We start from the raw sequence: 21,949 nt of genomic DNA, 5'->3' as shown, positions 1-21,949 counted from the left end.
AGACCTCGAAGAGCAATATTTGACCTTGCAGCGGCAGAACGAAGGCCATCAAGAGCAGAATCGTACGCTGCAGCTCCGGCTGGAAGAACGGCAGGAGCAGTATCACGAGCTGCGGATGGAATATGATGACCACCAGGAGCTGTATCAGGAGCTGCAGCAGGCGCATGACGCCAGAGCGGAGCAGCTTGCGGACTTGGAGCAGCAGCTTGCGGACAGCCGGGAAATGATCGGGAGCCTGCGGCTGCAGTCCGAGGAATATGCCCGCGACAACGGCACTTTGCGCCGGCAGACGGAGCAAGCTGAAGCCCGGTTTGAAGCGTTGGAGCTTCAGGCCAAGGACGTTCAGGCTCAGTACGAAGAGCTGCAGCGGGTGAACCGGGCCGCTCAGGAGCAGAATGAACAGCTGCGGAGCCAGACCGAAGCGCAGCGCGAGCAGTACAACAGCTTGAATCAGCAGTATCAGGGCTTGCAGCGGCAGTATGAGGAGCTGCAGCGCCAGGTGAAGGAAGCCCAGAGCCGCCAGGAGGATACCGAAATCGAATACCTGCTTCTGCTGGAGGAAAAAGATGCTGCGGTGAAGAAGCTGGAGGAAGCTTCGATGCAGCTGGATGAAGCGGCCGACCGGGAGACTGAGCTGCGCGGACTACTGCGCAGTGCCGAGCAATCCATGCAGTCTTATCAGGATAAGCTGAAGGATATGATGGACCAGCAGGAAGTCTGGGGCAGCCGTGAGCTGGAGCTGCAAGAAGAGCTTGAGGCTTGGCAGCAGCAGATCGCTGCCGGCGAGCAGCAGCTTACCCGGATCCAAAGCGAGAAGGAGATGGTCGCGGATGAGCTTCGCCAGGTGGGCGAAAGCTTCGAGCTGGTGACGCATCAATACCGCCTGCTTCAGGCAGAGCATGAGATTCAGCTGGAGAAGACCGGCAAGCTGGAGGAAGAGTACCGTCTGCTTCAGGACGAGTATTCCAAGCTGCAGACCGAATATAACGAGTGGATCGAGCTGATCGAACAGGATCAGAGCTGACTTCTTGAACCATCCACAGTTTACATCTAAATGAAAATCCCCTCGGAGTAAGCGGCAGGACGGATCATGCATCATCCTGAAGCATACTTCGAGGGGATTTTATCTTTTTTGGTTCAAGTCCGCTATGTTTATTCTTCCACGATGACTTTGGCAATCATGCCGGAATGTCCCGCTCCGCAGAACACCGAGCAGGCCATTTCAAACGTGCCGGCTTTTTCCGGCGTGACGACCGCGGACTTCTTTTTGCCGTCAAGCTGCAGCTCGAGATCCGGGATGAGAACGCCGTGGTTTCCCTCGTCGTTTTCGAGCGTAATTTTGACGGGAACGCCCTTTTTGAGATGATACTCTTTTTGGTCGAATGCATAGTTTGTCGCCTTGATCACCAATTCCTCGCTCGGAGCTACACCGGTTTCGGTGACTCCGCTGCTCGATGCGGAATCGTCGCTCTTGGATTGTCCGCAAGCAGCCAGCACCAGAAGCAGCACGCAGGAAAGGACGACAGCCAGGGTCTTCTTCACTTGTGATCCTCCTTTTTATGTACACCTTCATCATTTCAACATGGTTCCAAGCCTTATCATACCTTAAATTGGATATGTCCGGGCGAGGCGCATTTGAAAAATTGGTGAACGCGGCACTGCTGGATTGAACATGCCCAGGAAAAGGATTGGCTGGAAAAAAGATAGTACTTATCTTGGGTTTAAGATATAATGAGCATTGACGATGTACGAAGCCCGCAAATATTCTTGTTTAGAAGATTAGGGGAATGACATTCCAATGGATCGCACGGAGTTGATTTTGGAAGATTTATGGCACCGCAAAATATTGAACGCCTATTGGATTGTGACGCTGATGTTTTTCGCGGCGGAGGCGGTTCTGCTGCTGCTAGGCTGCATTCCTTTCGTGACCGCCGGGGGCGGGCCGGAGGATTGGCTGCGTCTGGGCATCCCGGATGGCTGCATCTTGCTGCTCATGGTGGCGGCACAGACCTGGCTGCGATTCGAACCTAAATACAGGAAGCAGGTCGTGGTTGGCTGCGGATTTTTGCTCTCCTACCTGTTCTATTTCATCATTCAGCCGATCGTGGACGGGGCACAGATGGCACTCCTGCTGCCCGTTCTCATTTCCGTCGTTTATTTTGACCGCAAACTGCTATATGGCTTTGGCACGTTAACGATCCTCCTTTACTGTCTCATCTATCTCACCGAACGCTCCCTTTATCAGAAACCCATTCAGGAATTCATCCAAATTCAAAGCGTGTTTATTGTCAGCATAATGATTGGACATACGATTTTGGTCCGGGTCAAGGAATTTATGCGCCATCTGGAATCGGTCATGAAATCGGAGCAGCAGCTCCTGGTGGAAAGAACGATATCGGACAAGCTGCTCAAAATCGATGCACTGACCGGGTTATACAATCACAAGGCGTTTCACGAATACCTGGAGGCTCTGCTCGAGCACTGCGAGAAGTATCAGCTTCCGCTGCAGCTGGCGATTATCGATATCGATAATTTTAAGAAGGTCAACGATAATTACGGGCATCGAGTGGGCGATGTCGTGCTGAAAGAGGTTGCCTCGAAGGTGATGTCAACGGTGACGCCGAATGATTTCGCCGCCCGATACGGCGGAGAGGAATTTGCCATTATTATGGCGGATAAGACACTGGAAGAAGCAGAAGACATGGCCGAACAGCTGCGTGAAGAGATTGCCCGAACCGCTCTGCCGCATACGGTGAAGCCGGTTACGGTGAGCATCGGACTTTGCAATTTCCAGCAGGGGGACGACAAGGAGTCATTATTTCGAAAAGCGGACATGGCGCTCTACCAGGCCAAACGGACGGGGAAAAACAAAGTGGTGACCGCGGGAGAAGACGCAGCCGATTATGCCGGATAAAAAAGGAAAGACCCCTGTCCTTAGGCAGGGGTTTTCATTCGGGAAACGGCTTACCGCTTGTCCCTTCCGGCATTAAACGCGGACACCGGGATAAACAGGTCGATAATACCGATGACGAGAGCGGCGAGAATGGCGCCAAGAAGGGTGACTTCAACGCCGCTGACAATAAATTGGGCGATGTATATGACGAGGGCACTGACGATGAAGCCGACGATCCCGCGTCCGAAGGGAGTAACCCTTTTGCCGAAGATTCCTTCAATAATCCAACCCAGCAGAGCGATAACCAAAGCGAGCAGCAGGGCGCTCCAGAATCCCCCGACAGAAAACTGGGGAACGATCCAGCCTACGATCAGCAGGACGATGGCGGACACGATAAAGCGAACGACATGACCCAGAAAATGCATGCAACTGGCCTCCTTTACACATGAATACTGTGTTATGCAAACCTTATTGTATTCAATTTTCGCCATGTTATGTATGGAATGATTTAACGCTGCAAATGGCGAAGCGGCAAACATTTCGTATATAATATAAGCATTGCACGAGAGGAGTAGTGAATACTGTTGGACGACAAGATTTTGCATACGCTCGAATACCGCAAGATTTTAGATAAATGCGCTGCCTATACCCAAACCTCGATGGGGAGGGAGGCGGCCGAGACCTTGAAGCCCGATACCGATCTGGAGTCGGTAAAGCGTTTGCTTCAGGCAACCGACGAAGCGTATACCGTAGACCGTCTGAAGGGAAATCCGTCCTTCGGCGGCATCACGGACATTGCCGCTCCGTTGAAGCGCGCCAGAATCGGCGGCACTTTGAGCCCGCACGAGCTGCTGGCCATCGGCAACACCGTGAACGGTTCGAGACGGATCAAGCGGTTCATCGCGAATGTTCACGAGGACGAGCCGATTCCCCTTCTGGAAGGGATCAGCGAAAATTTATCCGAGCAGAAGCCGCTGGAAGATGCCATTAAAGCCTGCATCGACGAGAGCGCCGAAGTGCTCGATTCCGCCAGTCCGGGGCTTGCCCAGGTACGTCGGGAGCTGAGATCCGGCGAGGTGCGGATCCGGGAGAAGCTCGATTCGATGATCCGTTCCTCCAGCGTGGCCAAAATGCTACAGGACCAGCTCATTACGATCCGCGGGGACCGGTTTGTCATTCCGGTTAAAGCGGAATACCGTTCCTATTTTGGCGGGATTGTGCATGATCAGTCCGGTTCCGGGGCGACGCTCTTTATTGAGCCGGAATCGATCGTGGCGATGAACAACAAGCTACGCGAAACCCGGATGAAGGAAGAACGTGAAATTGAAATTATTTTGCAAAAGCTCACGGCGCTTGTCGGGGAACAAGCGGATCTTCTTTTGCTCGATATCGATTTGCTGGGACAACTCGACTTTATTTTTGCCAAAGGACGTCTGGCGCATGTCATGAAGGCCAGCCAGCCGAGAATGAACGACCGTGGATACTTGAAGCTGAAGAAGGGGCGCCACCCGCTGATCGACATGGAAAAGGTTGTGCCGATCGACGTGGAGCTGGGCAACTCGTATACGTCTATTATCGTGACCGGGCCGAATACCGGCGGTAAAACCGTCACGCTGAAGACGATCGGATTGCTGAGCCTGATGGCGATGTCCGGTCTGTTCGTTCCCGCGGAGGAAGGAAGCCAGCTCTGTGTGTTCGACGCCATTTATGCCGATATCGGAGACGAGCAGAGCATCGAACAGAGCCTGAGTACGTTCTCCAGCCATATGACCAATATTATCCGCATTTTGAACCATATGACGCCGAAGAGTTTGGTGCTGCTTGACGAAGTGGGAGCCGGGACCGATCCGGCCGAAGGCTCGGCCCTCGCCATCTCCATTCTGGAACAAATCCACAGCCTGGGCTGCCGGATGGTGGCTACCACCCACTACAGCGAACTTAAAGCTTACGCTTATGAACGCAAAGGCGTCATTAATGCCAGTATGGAATTTGACGTGAACACGCTGAGTCCGACTTACCGGCTCCTCGTCGGCGTTCCGGGACGAAGCAACGCGTTTGCGATTGCGGAGCGGCTTGGACTTCCGCAGGTGATCCTGGATTATGCCCGCGGGGAAGTGAAAGAAGAGGATCAGCGCGTTGAGCATATGATCGCCTCCCTGGAGGAAAACCGGCTGGGTGCCGAAAGCGAACGCGAAAAGGCCGAGAAACTGCGCCAGGAGATGGAGCAGCTCCGGAGCCGGCACCAGCAGGAGCTCGAGAAGCTCGAGGAGCAGCGCGACCGGCTGATCGAGAAGGCCCGGGCCGAAGCCAAGGAAGTCATTGCCAAAGCCCGCCGCGAAGCGGAGCAGATTATCGCCGATCTGCGGCAGCTGGCCAAGGAGGAAGGGGCTTCGGTCAAGGAGCATAAGCTGATCGCCGCCCGCCGGCAGCTGGATGAGGCTGAGCCGCAGCAGGGCAAGAAGGGAGCGGCCAAACCGAAGGCCAAGGCGCCGCGTCAGATTGAGCCCGGTGATGAAGTCATGGTCTACAGCCTGAACCAGAAGGGCCATGTCGTGGAGCTGTCAGGCGCAAAGGAGGCCGTGGTGCAGCTCGGCATTATGAAGATGAAGGTCAGCCTGGACGACCTCGAGCTGGTGAATGCGAACAAACCGGCCGAGAAGCAGGTGCAGCGGCATGCGACTACGGTCAAGCGCACGCGGGATGACAACATCCGCAGCGAGCTGGATCTGCGGGGCGCGAATCTGGAAGAGGCGCTGATCGAAGTCGACCGTTTTATCGATGAAGCGTTTTTGGGCAACCTCGGCCAAGTATACCTGATTCACGGGAAAGGCACGGGAATTTTGAGACAGGGAATCTCGGAATATCTCCGCAAGCACAAGCATATTAAAAGTTACCGTCTGGGAAATTACGGCGAAGGCGGAACCGGCGTGACGGTGGTTGAGCTTAAATAATATGGGTGTGAGCCTGAATTTCAGCCGGGAACAGGGGGATGTTGGGAGTGAAGAACGGGGCTGATCTGCTGTTGGCCTATCCGATCGGTACGCTGATTGGTTATTTTTCGGTAGCGATTCTGGGCTTGATCGTCTTTCTGTACTGTTTTGAAATCGTGGCGAGGTACCAGTGCTGGGATGAAATCGGACGAGGCAATATCGCCGCCGCTTTGGCTACCGGAGGCAAAATATTCGGCCTTTGCAATGTGCTGAGGTACAGCATCGAGTCCAAAACGTCGATCTATGACATGATGAAGTGGGCCTTCTACGGCTTTCTGCTGCTGTTTATCGCCTACCTGCTGTACGAATTTTTAACCCCGGTGTTTTCCGTGGACGAAGAAATTAAACGGGATAACCGGGCGGTCGGCCTGATCTCTATGCTGATCCCGGTGTCCCTTTCATATGTGATTGGAGCCTGTTTAATGTAGGAGGAACACATGAAAAATTTGGCGAGGATTTTGTTCGTCGCTGCGGTCGCCTTTTTTGTTGTGGGCGTCGTATATTTGATGAAACATTAAGGAGATGGATCATATGGAAACCACGGTTTGCCCTTGGTGCCAGACGGAAATCGTATGGGACGAGGAACTGGGCCCCGAGGATGAATGCCCATACTGCCACAATGAGCTGAAAGGTTACCGGACGCTGAGCATCCAGCTGGGTGAAGAGGAAGAGGAAGCGGACGTAAATGAAGAGCATGAGGGAATCGAAGGTACGGATTGGGAGCTTCCTGAGGATGACGATAAAACCATTCCGTTTTGGAATCAGGAAGACACGCAGCAGCTGTCTCCGTCGATCCGGACGCTCGATAAGTATGAGGACAGCCATGACCTCATGAATTACGAGGAGACGGTGGAGCAAATTCTGGATGAGCAGGAAGAAGTGCCGGAATGCCCGAAATGCCGGGATTACATGGTGCTTGCCGGCACGCATCAGGTTGAAGATCCATTTCAGCCCGCGGCTTTCGGCGTACTCCAAGGTCCGGTATTAACGCCGCCTTTTCAAGTTCAAATGTATATTTGCACGGGATGCTTCCATGTCGAATACAATTTGGCCGAGGAAGACCGGCTGCGGATGGTTGACCACTTGAGCCAAGAGAAGAAATCGTAAAAAAAGCAAACCGATCGATGATTTGCCCCCTTTTAGGGAACTACTAATGAAGTAGACCCGGATATGAAGGGGGTAATTATGAAATCGAAATCATCTGCACGGCTGAACCGGCAAACGATACTGCTGCTTGCCGTTAACGGGCTGATCGTTTTATCCGGCGCCTTGTCGGGTACGTTTCTCAACGTATATTTATGGAAAAGCAAACAGGATTACGCGATGATCGGATGGTTTACTGTCGCCCAGCAGCTGGCCGTCGGGCTCACCTTTTGGCTGGCAGGCAAATGGGTGAAGGAGTATAACAAAATGAACGCCCTCAGGCTGGGGATCGGGCTGACGGGCCTTTTTTATTTGCTGGTTCTGTGGGTCGGGGAAAAGGCAATTTACTACATTTGGCCGCTCGGCATACTGCTGGGGATTGCGATCGGGCTTTTCTGGATCGCGTTTAACGTGGTGTATTTCGAAGTCACCGATCCCGAGAACCGCGACCTGTTTAACGGGTGGGTCGGTCTGCTCGGCTCCATTACGGGCATTGTCGGGCCCTGGTTTTCCGGCCTGCTCATTTCCATGCTGAAGGGTGACCGGGGGTATCGGATCATTTTTACGGCGTCCCTGATCATTTATGCGCTTGGCGTGGTGCTCAGCTTCTTTCTGAAAAAGAGGAAGAAGGGCGGAACCTATGAATGGCTCGAGCCCGTGAAGCAGCTGAAGGACAAGGGCAGCCCCTGGCGCCTGATGGCTCCGGGTCTGGCGGCGCAGGGGATTCGGGAAGGGGTGTTCGCCTTTCTGATCAATCTCCTTGTGTTTGTAGCCACGAAGCAGGAGTCGAAGCTGGGACAATTCTCGCTTATTACGTCCGCGGTCTCCTTGGCCACGTATTGGTTGGCGGGCAAATGGTTCAAACCGGCCTACCGGAGCGTGGGCATGCTGGTAGGCGCCCTGCTGCTGTGGGTGGTCATGGTACCGCTCATCTGGAAGGTCAATTATTTCACCTTGCTGCTGCTCGGCATAGGAACGGCTATCTTTATGCCGCTGTACATCCTGCCGATGGTCTCGTCCGGCTTCGACTTGATGGGGACCAGCGACGAAAACGTAGAAAAGCGGGTCGAGCTGGTCGTTCTGCGTGAGCTCAGCCTGATGGTCGGCCGCCTTCTCGGTACGCTCATTTTCATCATCGTGCTGTCCTTCAGCAAAGACCAGAGCACCATTACCGTGCTGATGCTCGTGCTGGGCGCATCACCGATCCTCAGCTGGATCTGCGTGAGACGGCTGCTCAAGCCGGGGAAATCGGCACGCACTTGAACAATCGCGTTACACAGCAAATCCCCTGATTCCTTCATTCGGAGTCAGGGGATTTTTGGGTACGGGGAAAAGATCAGCTTTCGGAAGTCCACCCTGGCTGCGTGGCTGCTAATCCGTCAATCCGAAGCCGGGGACCTGAGCTTTCGGTGACGGCTTCGAGGTCCGCTCCAAAGCGAAGATCTCCAGCTCGGGGCGCGTTTTCCCGCAAAGAACATCACTTAGCAGATCCGCCGCAATCATGCAGTAGACCGTCCCGTTGCCGCCATAGGCTTCAATAAAATAGCTGTGAGGATAGCGGGAATGCGGACCGATCATGGGCAGTCCGTCGTGGGTGAGTCCGAAAAGCGAAGCCCAGGCATAGTCGGCCTGGATGCCGGCGTAACGGGGAAAAAGAGCTTTAATCTCGTTCAGCAGCATTTCGCTTTTATGCCGGATCCGGCCCTCCCTCTCCTCCGGAGCGACCGGATGCTCGTCCAGTCCCCCTGCCACGATACGGTTGTCGGGGGTGGTCCGCATATAGAGATACGGCCGGGCCGTTTCCCAGATCAGGCAGCGCTCGTGCCAGCCGGTAAAATCGGGTACGGGGCTCGTGACAATCGCATAGGTCGTCTGAAGCAGTGCATTGCGGTCCGGTTTCTCTTCCTGTGTTTCATAGCCGCTCGCATGGACGACTTTGCGGGCGAAGATCCGGCCGGTGCGCGTATAACAAACCACGCCGTCTTCTTCATATTCCAAATGAACGACCGGGCTGTTTTCGTACACCCGTACTCCATGATCCGCCGCATACTGAACGAGGCCATGAACGAACCGGAACGGGTTGACTTCGGCATCGCCGGCCGTATACAACGCCGCGGGTTTGGAGAAGGGAAACCGTGATGCGATATCGGACGAATCCCAATATGACGTTTCAAAACCGTGCTTGCGAAGAGTTTCGTGTTCCTCTTTCAGGTAAGCCACATCCTCCTCGGTGCTCGCGTAATACAAGCTGCTCCGGGGAATAAGCTCGGGTTCCAGCTTGAGGACGCGGGCTGCTTCTTTGAGCTGGCGCATCGCGTCCCTGCACATTTGGTAAAAGGTGATGCCGGTCTGCTCGCCAAACGTATGGATGATGGAGGTCAGCGATTTATCGTTGAAGCTTTGAAGCAGGCCGGTATTGGCTGAAGAACTTCCCTCAGCGATCCGTCCCTTCTCGAGCAAAACGGCTTGAAGATTGGCCCCGGACAGCTTGTGGGCGAGAAGGGCTCCACCCATGCCGCCGCCAATGATCAGTACATCGCAGGAGAGATCTTCCGCAAGCTCCGGATAAGCGGGTGCCGTCTTCAATGTAGACGGCCATGCCAAGTTCCCTTTATTCAGAATCATATGTGTGTTTCGCCCCTTATCGGTAGTATTCAAAGTATTTGCTCCACATGCGCAATTTATAGCTGTTCCGGCAGATCGGCTGATGAAAGAGGCCTGCCTGACAATACATAGAAAACCTTCTCCGGGACATAATACGGATGGAGTTAGAGATATCTAGAGGAGGAATACCGATGCAGTCCAATCAAATGCAGGCGATTACCGGCAAGGAGCTGGAATATATCGTCGATTCGATTTCCAATGAGGATCTGCTGATCAAACAGTGTGCGGCAACGGCCGCTGCTACGCAGAACCCGACGATTCAGCAGGCATGCCAGCAATACATCCGGTCGCTGGACCACCATATCGATTTGCTCGTACAGGCCATTCAGCAGCACCAGCCGCTGGCGCCGACGAGTCCCCAACAATGATAGCTTAGGAGGCATTTGCGCAATGTATTATCAAACTTCCAATAACTCGCAGTTCATGCAGGACGAGGACCTCTTGTACACGATCCTGGCCGATCTGAAAAGAACGGTCCGTGAATACACCACGGCAACGACGGAATCCTCCTGTCCGACCGTGCGGCAAATGTTCACGCAGCTGACGAACGATACGCTCCGCATGCAGGGAGATTTGTACAATCTAATGAAGCAGCTGAATATGTACTCCACGTCTTCCAAGGCGCTTCGCCAAGATGTGGACAAGTCGATTCAGGATGCGCGCAATTTGCAGCAAAAGAACCGTCAGTTCGTGCAGCAAAAAACAAGCGCCATGGGCCAATATGCCCAGGCATCCAATCCGTACCAGCAGCAGCAAAGCTCCCAAAATCCGTATTATATGTAATTTGCCAGAGGTACAGGCGCCGTGTAGTTCTCATGCGCGGCGTCACCAAGCGGATAACAATAAGTACCCGAAATCCTGCTTCTATGAAGCATGGACCCATTTTGCCGTCTCCATTTCGGCCCACGCCGGGGAGACGGTTTTGCTTTGCATGCATGATAATTTCATGTAATATTAGTATTAATCTCGAACCCGGGTCCTTGTCGTAATAGTGAAGAAGGCCCGTGGAACAAGCGCTGGAGGATGCTGTATGAAACAACTGACGGATTTGAAACTGAAGGTCCTCGACCTGTTGAACGAAGACGCGAGACGGTCCCCGGCCCTGCTGGCAACGCTCATCGGTGTTGAAGAGGAAGCGGTCAAGGAAGCGATCGCGGAGCTGGAACAAGACCATGTCATCGTAAAATATGCGGCGGTCGTGAACTGGAGCAAGATTGAAGACGAGACGGTAACCGCCTTGATCGAAGTGCAGATTACGCCCGAACGCGGGCGGGGCTTTGAAGGGATCGCGGAGCGGATCTATTTGTATCCGCAGGTCAAATCCGTGTATCTCATGTCGGGAGCCTATGACCTTCTTGTGGAAGTGGAAGGGCGCAACCTGCGGGAAGTGGCCAACTTCGTTTCCGAGAAGCTGTCGCCGATTGATTCGGTATTGTCGACGAAGACGAATTTCATTTTGAAGAAATATAAGCAGGACGGAATTATTTTTGAAGACCGTGAAGAAGATAACCGTCTCATGATCTCACCGTAAAGGAAGATGTGTCATGATCGTGAATGAAGAAACGAAGAATCAGCAGAATTCGAAATCGATGCAATCCTATCTGGCTCCTTTGGTCCGTGATATTCCGCCATCCGGAATCCGCCGATTTTTTGACCTGGCCGAAGGAAGCAAGGACATTATTACGCTGGGCGTAGGGGAACCGGACTTCACGACTCCATGGCATGTGAGAGAAGCGTGCGTATATTCCCTTGAGCGGGGGCGCACGGCCTACACCTCCAATGCCGGGATGATCGAGCTCCGGGAAGCTATCGCCCAGTATTTGTATGACAGCTTTCAGGTTTCCTACCAGCCGTCCAACCAAATTCTAGTGACGGTCGGCGGCAGCGAGGCGATCGATCTGGCGCTGCGGGCGCTGATTGTGCCTGGGGACGAAATTCTCATTCCCGAGCCCTGCTACGTATCCTATTCTCCGATCACCTCGATCGGCGGCGGGGTTCCGGTCGGCATCGAGACGTTCGCGGAGAACGACTTCAAGCTGACGGCTGAGGCGCTTGAGGCCAAAATCACGCCGAAGTCCAAGGTACTGATTTTATGCTACCCGAGCAATCCAACCGGTGCCATCATGACGTATGAAGACTGGCTGCCGATCGCCAAAGTAGTGGAGAAGCATGATTTGATCGTCATTTCCGACGAGATCTATGCCGAACTGACGTATACGCAAAAGCATGTCAGCTTCGCCTCGATTCCGGGCATGATGGACCGGACGGTTCTGGTCAGCGGCTTTTCCAAGGCATTCGCCATGACCGGCTGGCGTATGGGCTATGCCTGTGCCCATCCCGACCTGATTGCCGCCATGCTGAAGATTCACCAATACACAGTCATGTGTGCGCCGGTGATGGGGCAGGTGGCTGCGCTGGAGGCGCTGACCAACGGGCTGGAAGAAAAGGACCGGATGATCGAGTCCTACAACCAGCGGCGCCGTTTGATCGTGCAGGGCTTCGTCGATATCGGACTGCCGTGTCATGAGCCGCAAGGGGCCTTTTACGCCTTCCCCAGCATCGCTGAGACCGGGCTGTCCTCGGATGAATTCGCCCAGCGCCTGCTGATGGAAGCGAAGGTTGCCGTTGTGCCTGGAACGGCCTTCGGATCAGGCGGAGAAGGCTTCCTACGCTGCTCGTACGCCACCTCTGTCGCCCAGCTGACTGAGGCGCTGGGGCGCATTGGAGAATTTGTCCACAAACTGAAAACCAGCTGAACAATGATTCCCTGTTTCTAGTAGAATTTAACATAAATTTCACTTTTATTTATTTATTTGTATGTTATAATTCTATTTTGGGAGCAAAAATTGACTTGCCAAGGAGGGATGACCTTGTTTTGCGCTGAATACGATTTGCCTGCATTCCGCGGACACTACGCAGCTGAAGGCAGTAACAATGTAAAATGGTCAACCAAAACGACAGATCAGACGAAAACTTTATCCTTGGAAGACGAAATCATGATGCTCCGCAAAAAAATGGAACAGATCTTTATGCAGGAACAGTCTTTTACATCGGAAATCGTAATCGAAATCAGCAGTTTGCTGGATTTGAAAATAAACGAATATATGAAAAGCTGCCCGAAAAAGAAGTCTTAATCGGCAGGCTGAAGACCCCGGAACGGGGTCTTCTTTTTTTCTCTCATCAGGTTGTGATATATTGAACCTATCGGAGAAAAGGGGGAGCAGGAGTTGAAGGTATACGGGAAGCTGGCGCTGCTGGTTGTGTTTGCCGTTGTATTGCTGACGGGTTGCGGCAAGGGAGATAAAAACGCGTTATCGGTCTTTATGATTGACAATCAATCCGATCCGTCTCAGGTGTATGAGAAGGTGCAGGACAAGCTTCAGGAAGTGATGGGGCCCGACCTGAAGGTCAAAGTATCGGCCAGTCCGATTTATAACCCGGAGAAGCTGATGGTTGAATATGCTGCCGGCGGGCATGACATCATTTTTCTGCCGGAGGATGATATGAAGAATTACGCCAAAATGGGCGGCCATACCGTGCTAGATTCGTATTTTGACCCGAAAAAATATCCGGCCGGCGTATTCGCTAGCAATGAGGAAAAAGAAGACGGCACGACGGACACGACCGAGCATTTGTACGGCATTCCTGTCCGTGAAATGAAATTTTTCAAAGACGAGAAATACGTACCGGAGAAGCTGTATGCCACTATTCCAATCTCGGCCAAATCGGTCGACAATGCGGTAAAGGCGCTTAAGGCATTAGCGGAGTAAAAAATCCAGCACAGGGGACGCGGCTTTCGCGATTCCTTTGATGCAGGTTAATACGCGATAAAGGGGAGAAGAAGCCCGTGAGAATCTACACACGCACAGGCGATGAAGGCGAAACGTCCGTCATTGGCGGGCGCGTTCTGAAGGATGACCTGCAGGTCGAGGCCTACGGCACGATTGACGAGCTGAACTGCTTTGTGGGCCAGGCGATTAGCCTGATGGAAGCGGAGTCTTTGCAAGACCTGAAAGAAAATATGATCGAGATTCAGCATGAGCTGTTTGACTGCGGCTCCGACCTGGCATTTGTGAAGCTGAGTGAGAGCAAATATAAGGTCGGCCCCGATAAAGTGACGCGGCTTGAGCAGTGGATGGATGCTTATATGAAGGAAACGCCGGAACTCGAGCGCTTTATATTGCCTGGGGGCACCCTGCTGGCATCCACGCTGCATGTATGCCGCACGGTCTGCCGCCGCGCAGAGCGTAGAGTCGTCACGCTGGGGCGTGAGAAAGAGATTAATCCCGACGTGCGCAGGTATTTGAACCGGCTGTCGGACTATTTCTTCGTCGTGGCCCGGACGGCCAACGCCCGCAGCGGCGTGGCGGATATCGAATATGTGCGCAGCAAAAAGGTATTCGGACGGAAAAAATGAGCGAATACTATCCCCCGATTTCATATACCGTCCCGCCTTCGGAAGACGGGTGGCTGCTGAAGACGATTCTGCAGAAGAGACTCCACGTATCCCGCAAGCTGCAGTCCCGCCTGAAGCTGACGGAACAGGGGATTACCGTGAATGGCCAAAGAGTGTACATCAGCGTTAGGGTCAGGGATGGGGATGTGGTGGAAATCCGGATGGAGAAGGAAATTTCGGATGATATTCTGCCGGAGCCCATTCCTTTTCGCATTTTGTACGAGGATGAGCACCTGCTGATCGTGAACAAGGAAGCCGGCATCATCGTGCATCCGACGCACGGGCACTATACGGGAACCCTGGCGAACGGTGTGGTTCACTATTGGCGGGACAAGGGCGAGGCGTTCCGCTTTCGAGCCGTCCACCGGCTGGACCAGGAAACTTCGGGCGTCATCGCCATCGCCAAAAATCCATATGTCCACCAGCATATTTCGGAACAAATGATTGCAAATGAGGTGGACAAAAGGTACCTGGCCCTCGTTCATGGCGTTCCGTCTCCGGAAGAAGGGGAGATGGACGGACCGATCGACCGCGACCCGGAGGAGCCGCATCGGCGTATCGTCACGCCGGACGGGTATCCGTCGCTGACGCGGTATAAGGTTGTTGAAGCGTACGGTTCGTCTTCTTCGCTCGTCCAGCTGAAGCTGGAAACGGGCCGAACCCACCAGATCCGTGTCCATATGACCAGTATCGGCTGCCCGCTGATCGGCGATAAGCTGTATCGGCATCCGGTTTACCGAAAGCTGCCGCCTGAAGAAGAGTGGACGGCGGAGTCTGTACTGCAGGAGGGATTCACCCCATCCGAGCAGACGGCGGTGCTGCTGGATCACAGCATTTCGCGGCAGGCGCTCCACGCCTGGGAGCTGTCCTTCCAGCATCCCGTCACCCGGGAGCGGATGACCTTTCAAGCGCCGCTGCCGCCCGACATGACCCGCCTGATTACCGAGGCGAAGCAACATGACCTTGATCAATGAAAAGAGTGAGTAACGATGAGCAAATTGAAAGTGTACCATTATCCCAAATGCGGTACTTGCCGCAGTGCGGTTAAATGGCTGGAAGCGCACGGCCACGAGCTGGAGCTTCAGCATTTATGGGAGGAACCGCCGGCTCCGGACGAGCTGTCCCGCTTGGTCGAGAAGAGCGGGCTGGATTTGAAGAAGTTTTTTAACACCAGCGGAGAGGCATACAAGGAGCTGGGCTTAAAGGACAAGCTGCCGGCCATGAGCCGGGAAGAGCAGATCAAGCTGCTGTCCAGTAACGGGCGGTTGATCAAACGTCCGATCGTAACCGACGGCAGCAAGGTGACGGTCGGCTATAAAGAAGAACTGTTTGAGGAGAACTGGGCGTAGCCTGGGATTCCGTAAAAAAACGGTGGCAAGACCAACAGGGAGAGGTTTCTAGCAGTTCCCTGCGGCCATGCCACCGTTTTGTTTTGCGTTCGAGGATCTATTCCGAAGGAAGCTCTACCCATTGATAAGGCGTTTCCTTCGCCTTGAAGCCCTGTTCGATGATCGTGATAATCGCTACCGTTTCGGCCGGATCGACAGGCGGAACGCCGGTTTCGAAGAAGCGGACGAGCGCCCCAGCGAACAGCCCGAAATAATCGGAGTCCGCTTTCAGCACGTTCGTCTCGCCGGAATCATAGCTGACCGTCAGCGAAAAGGGACATCCCCCGCCGAGATGATGGATCTCGGCCTGGCGGCCCCCGCTGAATCCGATCAGCCACGACGGGGCGTGAGGCGTTCCGGTATACATCATCCGGCGGACGCCGGGGCCCAGCAGCGAGACGATTGGCTCGATCTGGTGGATCGAATAATTGTCGTACCGCCCCGGACCGAAGCTGATGATGTTCTCGATGCCGGCGCGCTCAGCCCCGGCGTACTCCCCGGCGAACCGAAGCGCCGAGCTGGAGAACAGCGGTGTCCCGTGCTGCACAGCTAGGTCGAACAGGCGCAGAGCGGTCTGCCGGTCCGGGGCAAAGGTTTTGTCAATATAGGTAGGCTTGCCGGATTGCAGCGGAAGTTGAGCGAGCGGCTCGTGGTACTGCGGATGGTCAGGTGAGAGGACGATGATGTAATCGCTTCGATCCACGACCTCGGCAATCGAAGAGAGCAGCTCGATTCCTTTGTCTTCACTCCACTGTACGTTGGTGCGCCCGGCAGGCGAATCGGCCATTCCATAGGCATAGGCCACCTTCATGGTGCCGCCCGATGCCTGTTCGATCCACTTCGGATAATGCTCGGCATGCCATTCATCGAGGTAATAATCGATAAAACCGATCGTTTTCAAGCAGCAATCCCCCTCAGTCGTTTATTACAGCTCGATCTCCCTGCGCTGCTCGGAAGAGTCATAGATCGCCTGAATCATCTTCGAGGTGACGATGACGGTATCGATATGGGACGGCAGCTTCACGCCGGTCTGGATGCATTCGAGAAAGCCGTTGATTTCGTTTTCGAAATGGTCGCTCGATGAATACTTGGGCTTCGTTTCCAGCAAAGCACCGTCCTTGGCCCCGTAGATGGTAAAGTCGCCTCCGTATTGAAGCCGGATCCCTGCTTTGTCGCCCAGAAAATCGATGTAGGTTTCGGGCGTGCCGATGTTCTGCGCCCAGGCGCCGTTGATCGTAATGCCCGGCCCTTCGGTGCGGATCATGGCCGTAACGAAGTCGTCGACATCATACGTACCGGCGTAATTCGGGGGCCCCGCCCACATGTTCAGATAGGCATAATTCGGCAGGTCCCGTCCCAGCTTGGAGTAGGCCTGACCCGATACCGTCAGCGGGCGCGGATCGCCGGCGCAGTACATGACGATGTCCAGATAATGGACACCCCAATCGATAAGGACGCCCCCGCCGGCAATCGATTTGGTGGTAAACGCGCCTCCAAGTCCCGGAATGGAGCGGTGAGCGCGGAAGCTTGCATAGATATGGTACAGTTCGCCAAGCTCGCCGCTCTCGATCAGGTTCTTGATCATGTTCACGCTTTTGTTGAACCGGTTCACGACACCGATATTCAGTACTTTGCCCGTTTCGTGCTGCACTTTCTGCATCTCCAGCGCTTCCGCGTAGGTGCGGGCCGCAGGCTTTTCGCACAAGACATGCTTGCCCGCCCGTAAAAAATCGATGGAGATGGCGGCATGAGCATCGTTGGGGGTACATACGGAGACGGCATCGATCTCGGGATCGTCCAGGATGTCCTGGTAATTTTCCACGGCGGTGCCGCATTCATAATCCTTGACCGCCTGCTCCGCCTTCTTCTTGTCCGAGTCGCAAAAATATTTGATTTCGGCGTCCGGATGTTTCAAATAGTTGGGGATATGCGCCGCTCTGGCAATGGTCCCGCAGCCGATGACAGCGACCTTGATCGTTTTTCCCATATTCATTCCTCCTGCTTATTAGGTGGGTTTATCCTTTTCAAGATTCGATATTTGGAGAAAAACTCCTGCCGGGTGATTCAGGATGAAGGGAGATCTTCTTCACAAATTTTATGTTACAGGCTGTCTGGTTTATGACTTGAACGGGCGGGACAAAAAGGCAGGAACGAGCCGGGAATGGTCATATCAGGAAGGGCCTAATGCCCCGGCGGATATGCTATACTAGAGGAAGCAGTGCCGAACCTTGGAATCCAGGGGAAACAGGCAGACAAGGGGAGAAACAAGAAGTGACAGCAAATGAACAACGCCAATCCGTGATGCTGGTGGATGGCATGGCCTTATTATTCAGAGCTTATTTCGCGACCGCGTCCAGCGGCTACATTCGCCGCACGAAGGCGGGAGTTCCGACGAACGCGATCTACGGCTTTATTCGTTATTTTTGGGATGCCGTGCAAACGTTTAATCCGACCCATGTGGTCTGCTGCTGGGATCTCGGCGGCGGCACGTTCCGCGGACAGCAGTTTGCCGCTTACAAAGGCAATCGCCCGGACGCCCCGGATGATCTGATTCCGCAGTTTTCGATGATCCGCGACGTGATGGACAGCCTCGGCGTTCCGAATATCAGCGCGGAAGGGTATGAAGCGGACGACTGCATCGGTACGCTGGCCGATCAGTTCGGACGGGAGATGGACGTGATGGTCCTGTCCGGCGATAACGATTTGCTGCAGCTCGTCAGCGATCAGACGACGGTCATTATTATGAAAAAAGGGCACGGCAACTACAAAGTGTATACACCGGAATCCCTGTATGAAGAGAAGCAGCTGCGCCCGCGGCAGATTATCGACGTGAAGGCGCTCATGGGCGATACGAGCGACAACTACCCCGGCGTGAAGGGCATCGGCGAGAAAACGGCGATCAAGCTCGTGCAGGAATACGAGTCCGTTGAAGGCATTCTGGATCATCTGGACCAGCTGTCCAAGAGTGTACGCGCCAAGATCGAGGCCGACCTCGACATGCTGCACCTGTCGCGCAAGCTGGCTGAGATTCACTGCTGCGTGCCAGTCGCCTGCTCGCTGGACGTGTGCCAGCTGTCTCTCGATCACCATCAGGTGATCAGCAAGTTTGAAGAACTGGAAATGAAGAGCCTGTGTTCTCTTATGGGACTGGCCATCGGCTAGCGGGTGCAGAGGGCTGGCGTTTTTGTAGCGCCGGCTCTTTTGTGCTCTACCCGGATTGACTTTCACGGATTAACTGGGCTATAATGCCCGTGATTGTTAGATAGACAAGATAAAGGTATATGGCATTTATACAGGGCTGGGGAGGCCCGCTGCAGGAGGGAACGACTACGATGAGTCTATTAGGAGCTATTGAAGCAGGGGGAACAAAATTCGTATGCGGAATCGGTCAAGAGGACGGTACCGTTTTGGAACGGATCAGCTTTCCGACAACGACGCCGGAGGAAACGATGGCCCAGGTGGTCGATTTATTTAAGGGCAAAGACATCGCGGCGATCGGAGCAGGTTCATTCGGGCCGATTGATCCGGTGAAGGGAAGTCCTACATACGGACGGATTACGACGACGCCGAAGCCCTACTGGAGCAATTTTGATATGGTCGGGCATTTGCGCTCGCACTTCGATCTGCCGATCGAATTTGATACCGACGTCAACGGAGCCGCCTTGGGCGAAGCGACTTGGGGGGCAGCCCAGGGGCTCGAAAGCTGCCTGTACATTACCGTTGGCACGGGCATCGGCGCCGGCGCGGTTGTGGGCGGCGAGCTGATCCATGGCCTGTCCCATCCGGAAATGGGACATATTCTGGTCCGCCGTCATCCGGAGGACAAGTTCGAAGGCTTCTGCCCTTATCATGGCGATTGCCTGGAGGGGCTGGCAGCCGGACCTTCCTTGTCCAAACGCTGGGGCGTTCCGGGTGCGGAATTGACCCCCGACCATCCGGCTTGGGCGATGGAAGCTTACTATCTCGCTCAGGCGCTGATGAACTACATTTTGATCCTGTCTCCGCAAAAAATCGTTATGGGTGGCGGCGTCATGAAGCAGCTGCAGCTGTTCCCGCTGATTCATGCTGAGCTGCGCAAACAGCTGAACGGCTACGTTCAGGTGCCAGCCATCATGGACGATATCGAGAATTACATCGTTCCGCCTCAGCTTGGCGACAACGCCGGCTTGTGCGGCGCGCTCGCGCTCGCCAAGAAAGCGCTGGCTGCGGGTTAAGATCAAGGCTCAGACCGAATAGCGGGCTTTCATGTGATGGCTTGCATTGAAAAAAAGGAAAGAGGGCTGAATAGCCCTCTTTTTCGCATTTATGCCGAATGAAGTTTAGGTTCATCCCTGAATCATTTCGTTAGAGTTTTTTTACACCTGACAAAAAAAATAACAGAAATTATAAGTTTTGAGCCCCGTAATTATAAATAATTACGGGTTTTTTATGTTTTCTGAACGGATACAGTTGGGTGAAACTGGAGGCGAAAACAATGTTTTATTGGGTCGCGTATTTACGACTGGCTAGAACGGATGGATTCAGGGTATCAACATTTTTCGTTTGCAGTGTTTCTCTTCCGATGGAGCTGCTCCGAGATGATTAATAAATCGTGCCCAAAGTAGTGAATATTATAAATGTCTAAATCATGAAGTTGATAATTGATAAGTATTGTGTTAATTTATACTTAGTTCGTTTGATGGACGAACTAATATAAGTTTCAAAGGTTTAATTTATCAGGGGGAAAAATAATGAGTCGGAATGATAAGCAATTGAGCTAATTTTTTATTTTTAATTAAAAGCTTCATACGAGTTTGTAAAAATGTAAGGGCTTTTATTTAGTTTTCGTATTCAACGAATTTTTCCCCTACGAAGTGAGAAGATTAACTTGGGTTTAGAAGTTTAGTGAAGTGACAAGTAGACCTAATTTGTTGGTAAAATTAACATCTTAGAAGGAGTTTTCATCATGAGTGATAACACAAAACAAGTTCAGGAAAATGAGTATCACAAGCTTAGTCTTTCTGAACGTCTTGGCTACGGTTTTGGAGACTTTGCTCAAAACCTTGTCTTTGGTACAGTCGGAGGCTTCCTTGCCCTCTACATGACGACTGTCAATTCTATCGGTACAGCAACAGCAGGTTTTATCTTCGCCATAGTCCGGATCATCAATGTTATCTGGGACCCAATGGTCGGAACCTTTGTTGATAAACGCTCATCAAAAGCAGGCAAATATCGTCCTTGGTTACTTCGTGGAGGCATTCCGCTCGTTATTTTGGCTGCGCTGCTGTTTGCGCCGATTCCTGGGATTCGCGACTCTGTGCCCTATGCCTTCATCACTTATCTCTTGCTTGACTTGGTTTATTCCGTCGTCAATATTCCTTACGGTTCGTTGAACGCTTCATTGACCCGTGATCCTAAATCTGTTGACCAAATCACAACAACGCGTATGATGCTTGCAAACGGTGCCAATCTTCTTGTCTATACCTTGTTCCCAATGTTTGTTCAAATGGCTGCACCTAAAGACCGTGAACTCAAAGACACCGGCTTGTTTGGGCTAAAACTTCATATGGGAACTTATACTGACCCTTCTGCAGATCACGCTTGGTTTGGCGTTTATGCCGTTTATATGGTTATTGGGGCCATTGCGCTGTTCCTTTGCTACAAGCTGACGAAAGAACGCGTTGTCGCCAATGCAGAGCAGTCGGCACATGTTAAAGTCTCCGATTTCTTTGTTGAATTTAAGAATAATAAGCCATTGGTTATCTTGGGAGTATTCTTCATGTTGGCATTTACATTTATGTTCTTCATGAATACGGTTAACGGATACTTTAACCAGTATACCGTTGATCACTCCGAGTGGATGGGTGCTGTGGGGCTGATTGCCTCCATCCCTGGTATCGCTTTTGCGGCGTTTTGGCCAAAACTCAAGAAAATATTCGGTAAAAAAGGCTTCTTCTATTTCTTCCTCGGTATGTTTGTGGTCGGCGAAATCCTGACTTGGGTTTGGAGTCTTGAAGGTATGCACGATCAACTTTGGTTGGCTTATGTTTCGACTTTCATCAAACAGTGGGGTTTGACTTCGGCGACTGGTTTCATGTGGGCCCTTGTTCCTGAAGTGGTTTCATATGGCGAATTGAAGTCGGGGAAACGTAATGCGGCTATCATCAACGCGATTATGGGGCTGTTCTTCAAGATTGGCTTCACGATTGGCGGTGCCGTTCCACTGTGGTTCCTTGCCGCTTATGGATTTGACGAACATGCCGATCAACAAACAGCTCTTGCCGTATCAGGAATTAATGTGACTGCTATTTGGATACCTGCTGCTCTTGCTGTTGTTTCTATGATTGTGATGAAATTCTATCCACTGTCTGATAAGGACGTTGACAGCATCAACAAACAACTTGACGAAAAACGCGCTGAAATGAAAGCGTAAAAG

The 21,949-nt window shown here is 53.0% G+C and carries 22 protein-coding genes and 1 pseudogene; 18 read left to right on the top strand and 5 right to left on the bottom strand.

Going from position 1 to position 21,949, the window contains the following annotated elements:
* A pseudogene (locus tag FHS19_RS19690) lies at nt 1-1,024 on the top strand (hypothetical protein); the annotation flags it as partial.
* 128 nt (nt 1,025-1,152) lie between these two features.
* Here FHS19_RS19690 and FHS19_RS19685 read toward each other — a convergent pair.
* Nucleotides 1,153-1,542, bottom strand: a complete 390-nt coding sequence (locus FHS19_RS19685) for a cupredoxin domain-containing protein (protein ID WP_183583524.1) — start codon at nt 1,540-1,542, stop codon at nt 1,153-1,155.
* 256 nt (nt 1,543-1,798) lie between these two features.
* On the opposite strand from FHS19_RS19685, the gene FHS19_RS19680 reads away from it, so the two are divergent.
* Nucleotides 1,799-2,914, top strand: coding sequence for a GGDEF domain-containing protein (locus FHS19_RS19680; protein WP_183583523.1), 1,116 nt, complete (start codon nt 1,799-1,801; stop codon nt 2,912-2,914).
* Between the two features lie 50 nt (nt 2,915-2,964).
* Here the strand turns inward: FHS19_RS19680 and FHS19_RS19675 are convergent, their stop codons facing one another.
* Nucleotides 2,965-3,318 carry a phage holin family protein gene (locus FHS19_RS19675; RefSeq protein WP_145025485.1) on the bottom strand — a complete coding sequence of 118 codons (354 nt, stop codon included), beginning with the start codon at nt 3,316-3,318 and terminating at the stop codon, nt 2,965-2,967.
* Between the two features lie 159 nt (nt 3,319-3,477).
* On the opposite strand from FHS19_RS19675, the gene FHS19_RS19670 reads away from it, so the two are divergent.
* From FHS19_RS19670 to FHS19_RS19655, 4 genes are all read left to right on the top strand, one after another.
* Nucleotides 3,478-5,844: an endonuclease MutS2 gene (locus FHS19_RS19670; protein ID WP_183583522.1), complete on the top strand. Its 2,367-nt coding sequence runs from the start codon at nt 3,478-3,480 to the stop codon at nt 5,842-5,844.
* Nucleotides 5,845-5,891: 47 nt separating this feature from the next.
* Complete coding sequence (locus tag FHS19_RS19665) at nt 5,892-6,311, top strand: DUF350 domain-containing protein (protein ID WP_312887269.1); 420 nt, start codon at nt 5,892-5,894, stop codon at nt 6,309-6,311.
* A 103-nt stretch (nt 6,312-6,414) separates the two neighbouring features.
* Nucleotides 6,415-6,990 (top strand): hypothetical protein, encoded by a 576-nt coding sequence (locus FHS19_RS19660; RefSeq protein WP_183583520.1) that lies wholly within the window; start codon nt 6,415-6,417, stop codon nt 6,988-6,990.
* A gap of 78 nt (nt 6,991-7,068) precedes the next feature.
* On the top strand, nt 7,069-8,289 hold the full coding sequence (locus FHS19_RS19655) for an MFS transporter (RefSeq protein WP_183583519.1): 1,221 nt from the start codon (nt 7,069-7,071) through the stop codon (nt 8,287-8,289).
* Between the two features lie 108 nt (nt 8,290-8,397).
* Here the strand turns inward: FHS19_RS19655 and FHS19_RS19650 are convergent, their stop codons facing one another.
* On the bottom strand, nt 8,398-9,651 hold the full coding sequence (locus tag FHS19_RS19650; RefSeq protein ID WP_183583518.1) for an NAD(P)/FAD-dependent oxidoreductase: 1,254 nt from the start codon (nt 9,649-9,651) through the stop codon (nt 8,398-8,400).
* Between the two features lie 170 nt (nt 9,652-9,821).
* Here FHS19_RS19650 and FHS19_RS19645 point away from each other — a divergent pair, with 170 nt between their 5' ends.
* The 9 genes from FHS19_RS19645 (at nt 9,822) to FHS19_RS19605 (ending at nt 15,495) form a co-directional block, all read left to right on the top strand.
* Entirely contained in the window at nt 9,822-10,058 is a 237-nt protein-coding gene (locus FHS19_RS19645; RefSeq protein ID WP_076170680.1) for a hypothetical protein, read from the top strand.
* A gap of 22 nt (nt 10,059-10,080) precedes the next feature.
* Entirely contained in the window at nt 10,081-10,473 is a 393-nt protein-coding gene (locus FHS19_RS19640) for a spore coat protein (RefSeq protein WP_183583517.1), read from the top strand.
* Nucleotides 10,474-10,720: 247 nt separating this feature from the next.
* On the top strand, nt 10,721-11,221 hold the full coding sequence (locus FHS19_RS19635) for an Lrp/AsnC family transcriptional regulator (RefSeq protein ID WP_076170676.1): 501 nt from the start codon (nt 10,721-10,723) through the stop codon (nt 11,219-11,221).
* 13 nt (nt 11,222-11,234) lie between these two features.
* On the top strand, nt 11,235-12,446 hold the full coding sequence (locus FHS19_RS19630) for an aminotransferase class I/II-fold pyridoxal phosphate-dependent enzyme (protein ID WP_183583516.1): 1,212 nt from the start codon (nt 11,235-11,237) through the stop codon (nt 12,444-12,446).
* Nucleotides 12,447-12,560: 114 nt separating this feature from the next.
* Complete coding sequence (locus FHS19_RS19625) at nt 12,561-12,824, top strand: aspartyl-phosphate phosphatase Spo0E family protein (RefSeq protein ID WP_076170672.1); 264 nt, start codon at nt 12,561-12,563, stop codon at nt 12,822-12,824.
* Between the two features lie 93 nt (nt 12,825-12,917).
* The gene (locus FHS19_RS19620) at nt 12,918-13,460 is read left to right on the top strand and encodes a hypothetical protein (protein ID WP_183583515.1); all 543 of its coding nucleotides are present in this window, start codon (nt 12,918-12,920) and stop codon (nt 13,458-13,460) included.
* A gap of 77 nt (nt 13,461-13,537) precedes the next feature.
* Nucleotides 13,538-14,107, top strand: coding sequence for a cob(I)yrinic acid a,c-diamide adenosyltransferase (locus FHS19_RS19615; RefSeq protein WP_183583514.1), 570 nt, complete (start codon nt 13,538-13,540; stop codon nt 14,105-14,107).
* Nucleotides 14,104-15,120 carry an RluA family pseudouridine synthase gene (locus FHS19_RS19610; RefSeq protein ID WP_183583513.1) on the top strand — a complete coding sequence of 339 codons (1,017 nt, stop codon included), beginning with the start codon at nt 14,104-14,106 and terminating at the stop codon, nt 15,118-15,120. The genes FHS19_RS19615 and FHS19_RS19610 overlap by 4 nt, the downstream gene beginning before the upstream one ends.
* Before the next feature lie 15 nt (nt 15,121-15,135).
* Nucleotides 15,136-15,495 (top strand): arsenate reductase family protein, encoded by a 360-nt coding sequence (locus FHS19_RS19605; protein WP_183583512.1) that lies wholly within the window; start codon nt 15,136-15,138, stop codon nt 15,493-15,495.
* A 97-nt stretch (nt 15,496-15,592) separates the two neighbouring features.
* On the opposite strand, the gene FHS19_RS19600 is transcribed toward FHS19_RS19605, so the two are convergent.
* Complete coding sequence (locus FHS19_RS19600) at nt 15,593-16,435, bottom strand: Gfo/Idh/MocA family oxidoreductase (protein WP_183583511.1); 843 nt, start codon at nt 16,433-16,435, stop codon at nt 15,593-15,595.
* 24 nt (nt 16,436-16,459) lie between these two features.
* Nucleotides 16,460-17,521 carry a Gfo/Idh/MocA family protein gene (locus FHS19_RS19595; RefSeq protein ID WP_183583510.1) on the bottom strand — a complete coding sequence of 354 codons (1,062 nt, stop codon included), beginning with the start codon at nt 17,519-17,521 and terminating at the stop codon, nt 16,460-16,462.
* A 314-nt stretch (nt 17,522-17,835) separates the two neighbouring features.
* Between FHS19_RS19595 and FHS19_RS19590 the strand changes: the two genes are divergently transcribed.
* The 3 genes from FHS19_RS19590 (at nt 17,836) to FHS19_RS19580 (ending at nt 21,946) form a co-directional block, all read left to right on the top strand.
* Entirely contained in the window at nt 17,836-18,696 is an 861-nt protein-coding gene (locus FHS19_RS19590; RefSeq protein WP_183583962.1) for a 5'-3' exonuclease, read from the top strand.
* A gap of 170 nt (nt 18,697-18,866) precedes the next feature.
* A complete protein-coding gene (locus FHS19_RS19585; RefSeq protein ID WP_183583509.1) occupies nt 18,867-19,748 on the top strand; it encodes an ROK family protein in 882 nt (293 codons plus the stop codon).
* A gap of 731 nt (nt 19,749-20,479) precedes the next feature.
* A complete protein-coding gene (locus FHS19_RS19580; protein ID WP_183583508.1) occupies nt 20,480-21,946 on the top strand; it encodes an MFS transporter in 1,467 nt (488 codons plus the stop codon).
* Nucleotides 21,947-21,949: the final 3 nt, after the last annotated feature.

The organism is Paenibacillus rhizosphaerae (genome assembly GCF_014192015.1).
GTDB lineage: Bacteria > Bacillota > Bacilli > Paenibacillales > Paenibacillaceae > Paenibacillus_AQ > Paenibacillus_AQ rhizosphaerae.
Note: the sequence above shows the minus strand (reverse complement) of the source record. Positions and strands in the feature narration are given on the sequence as shown.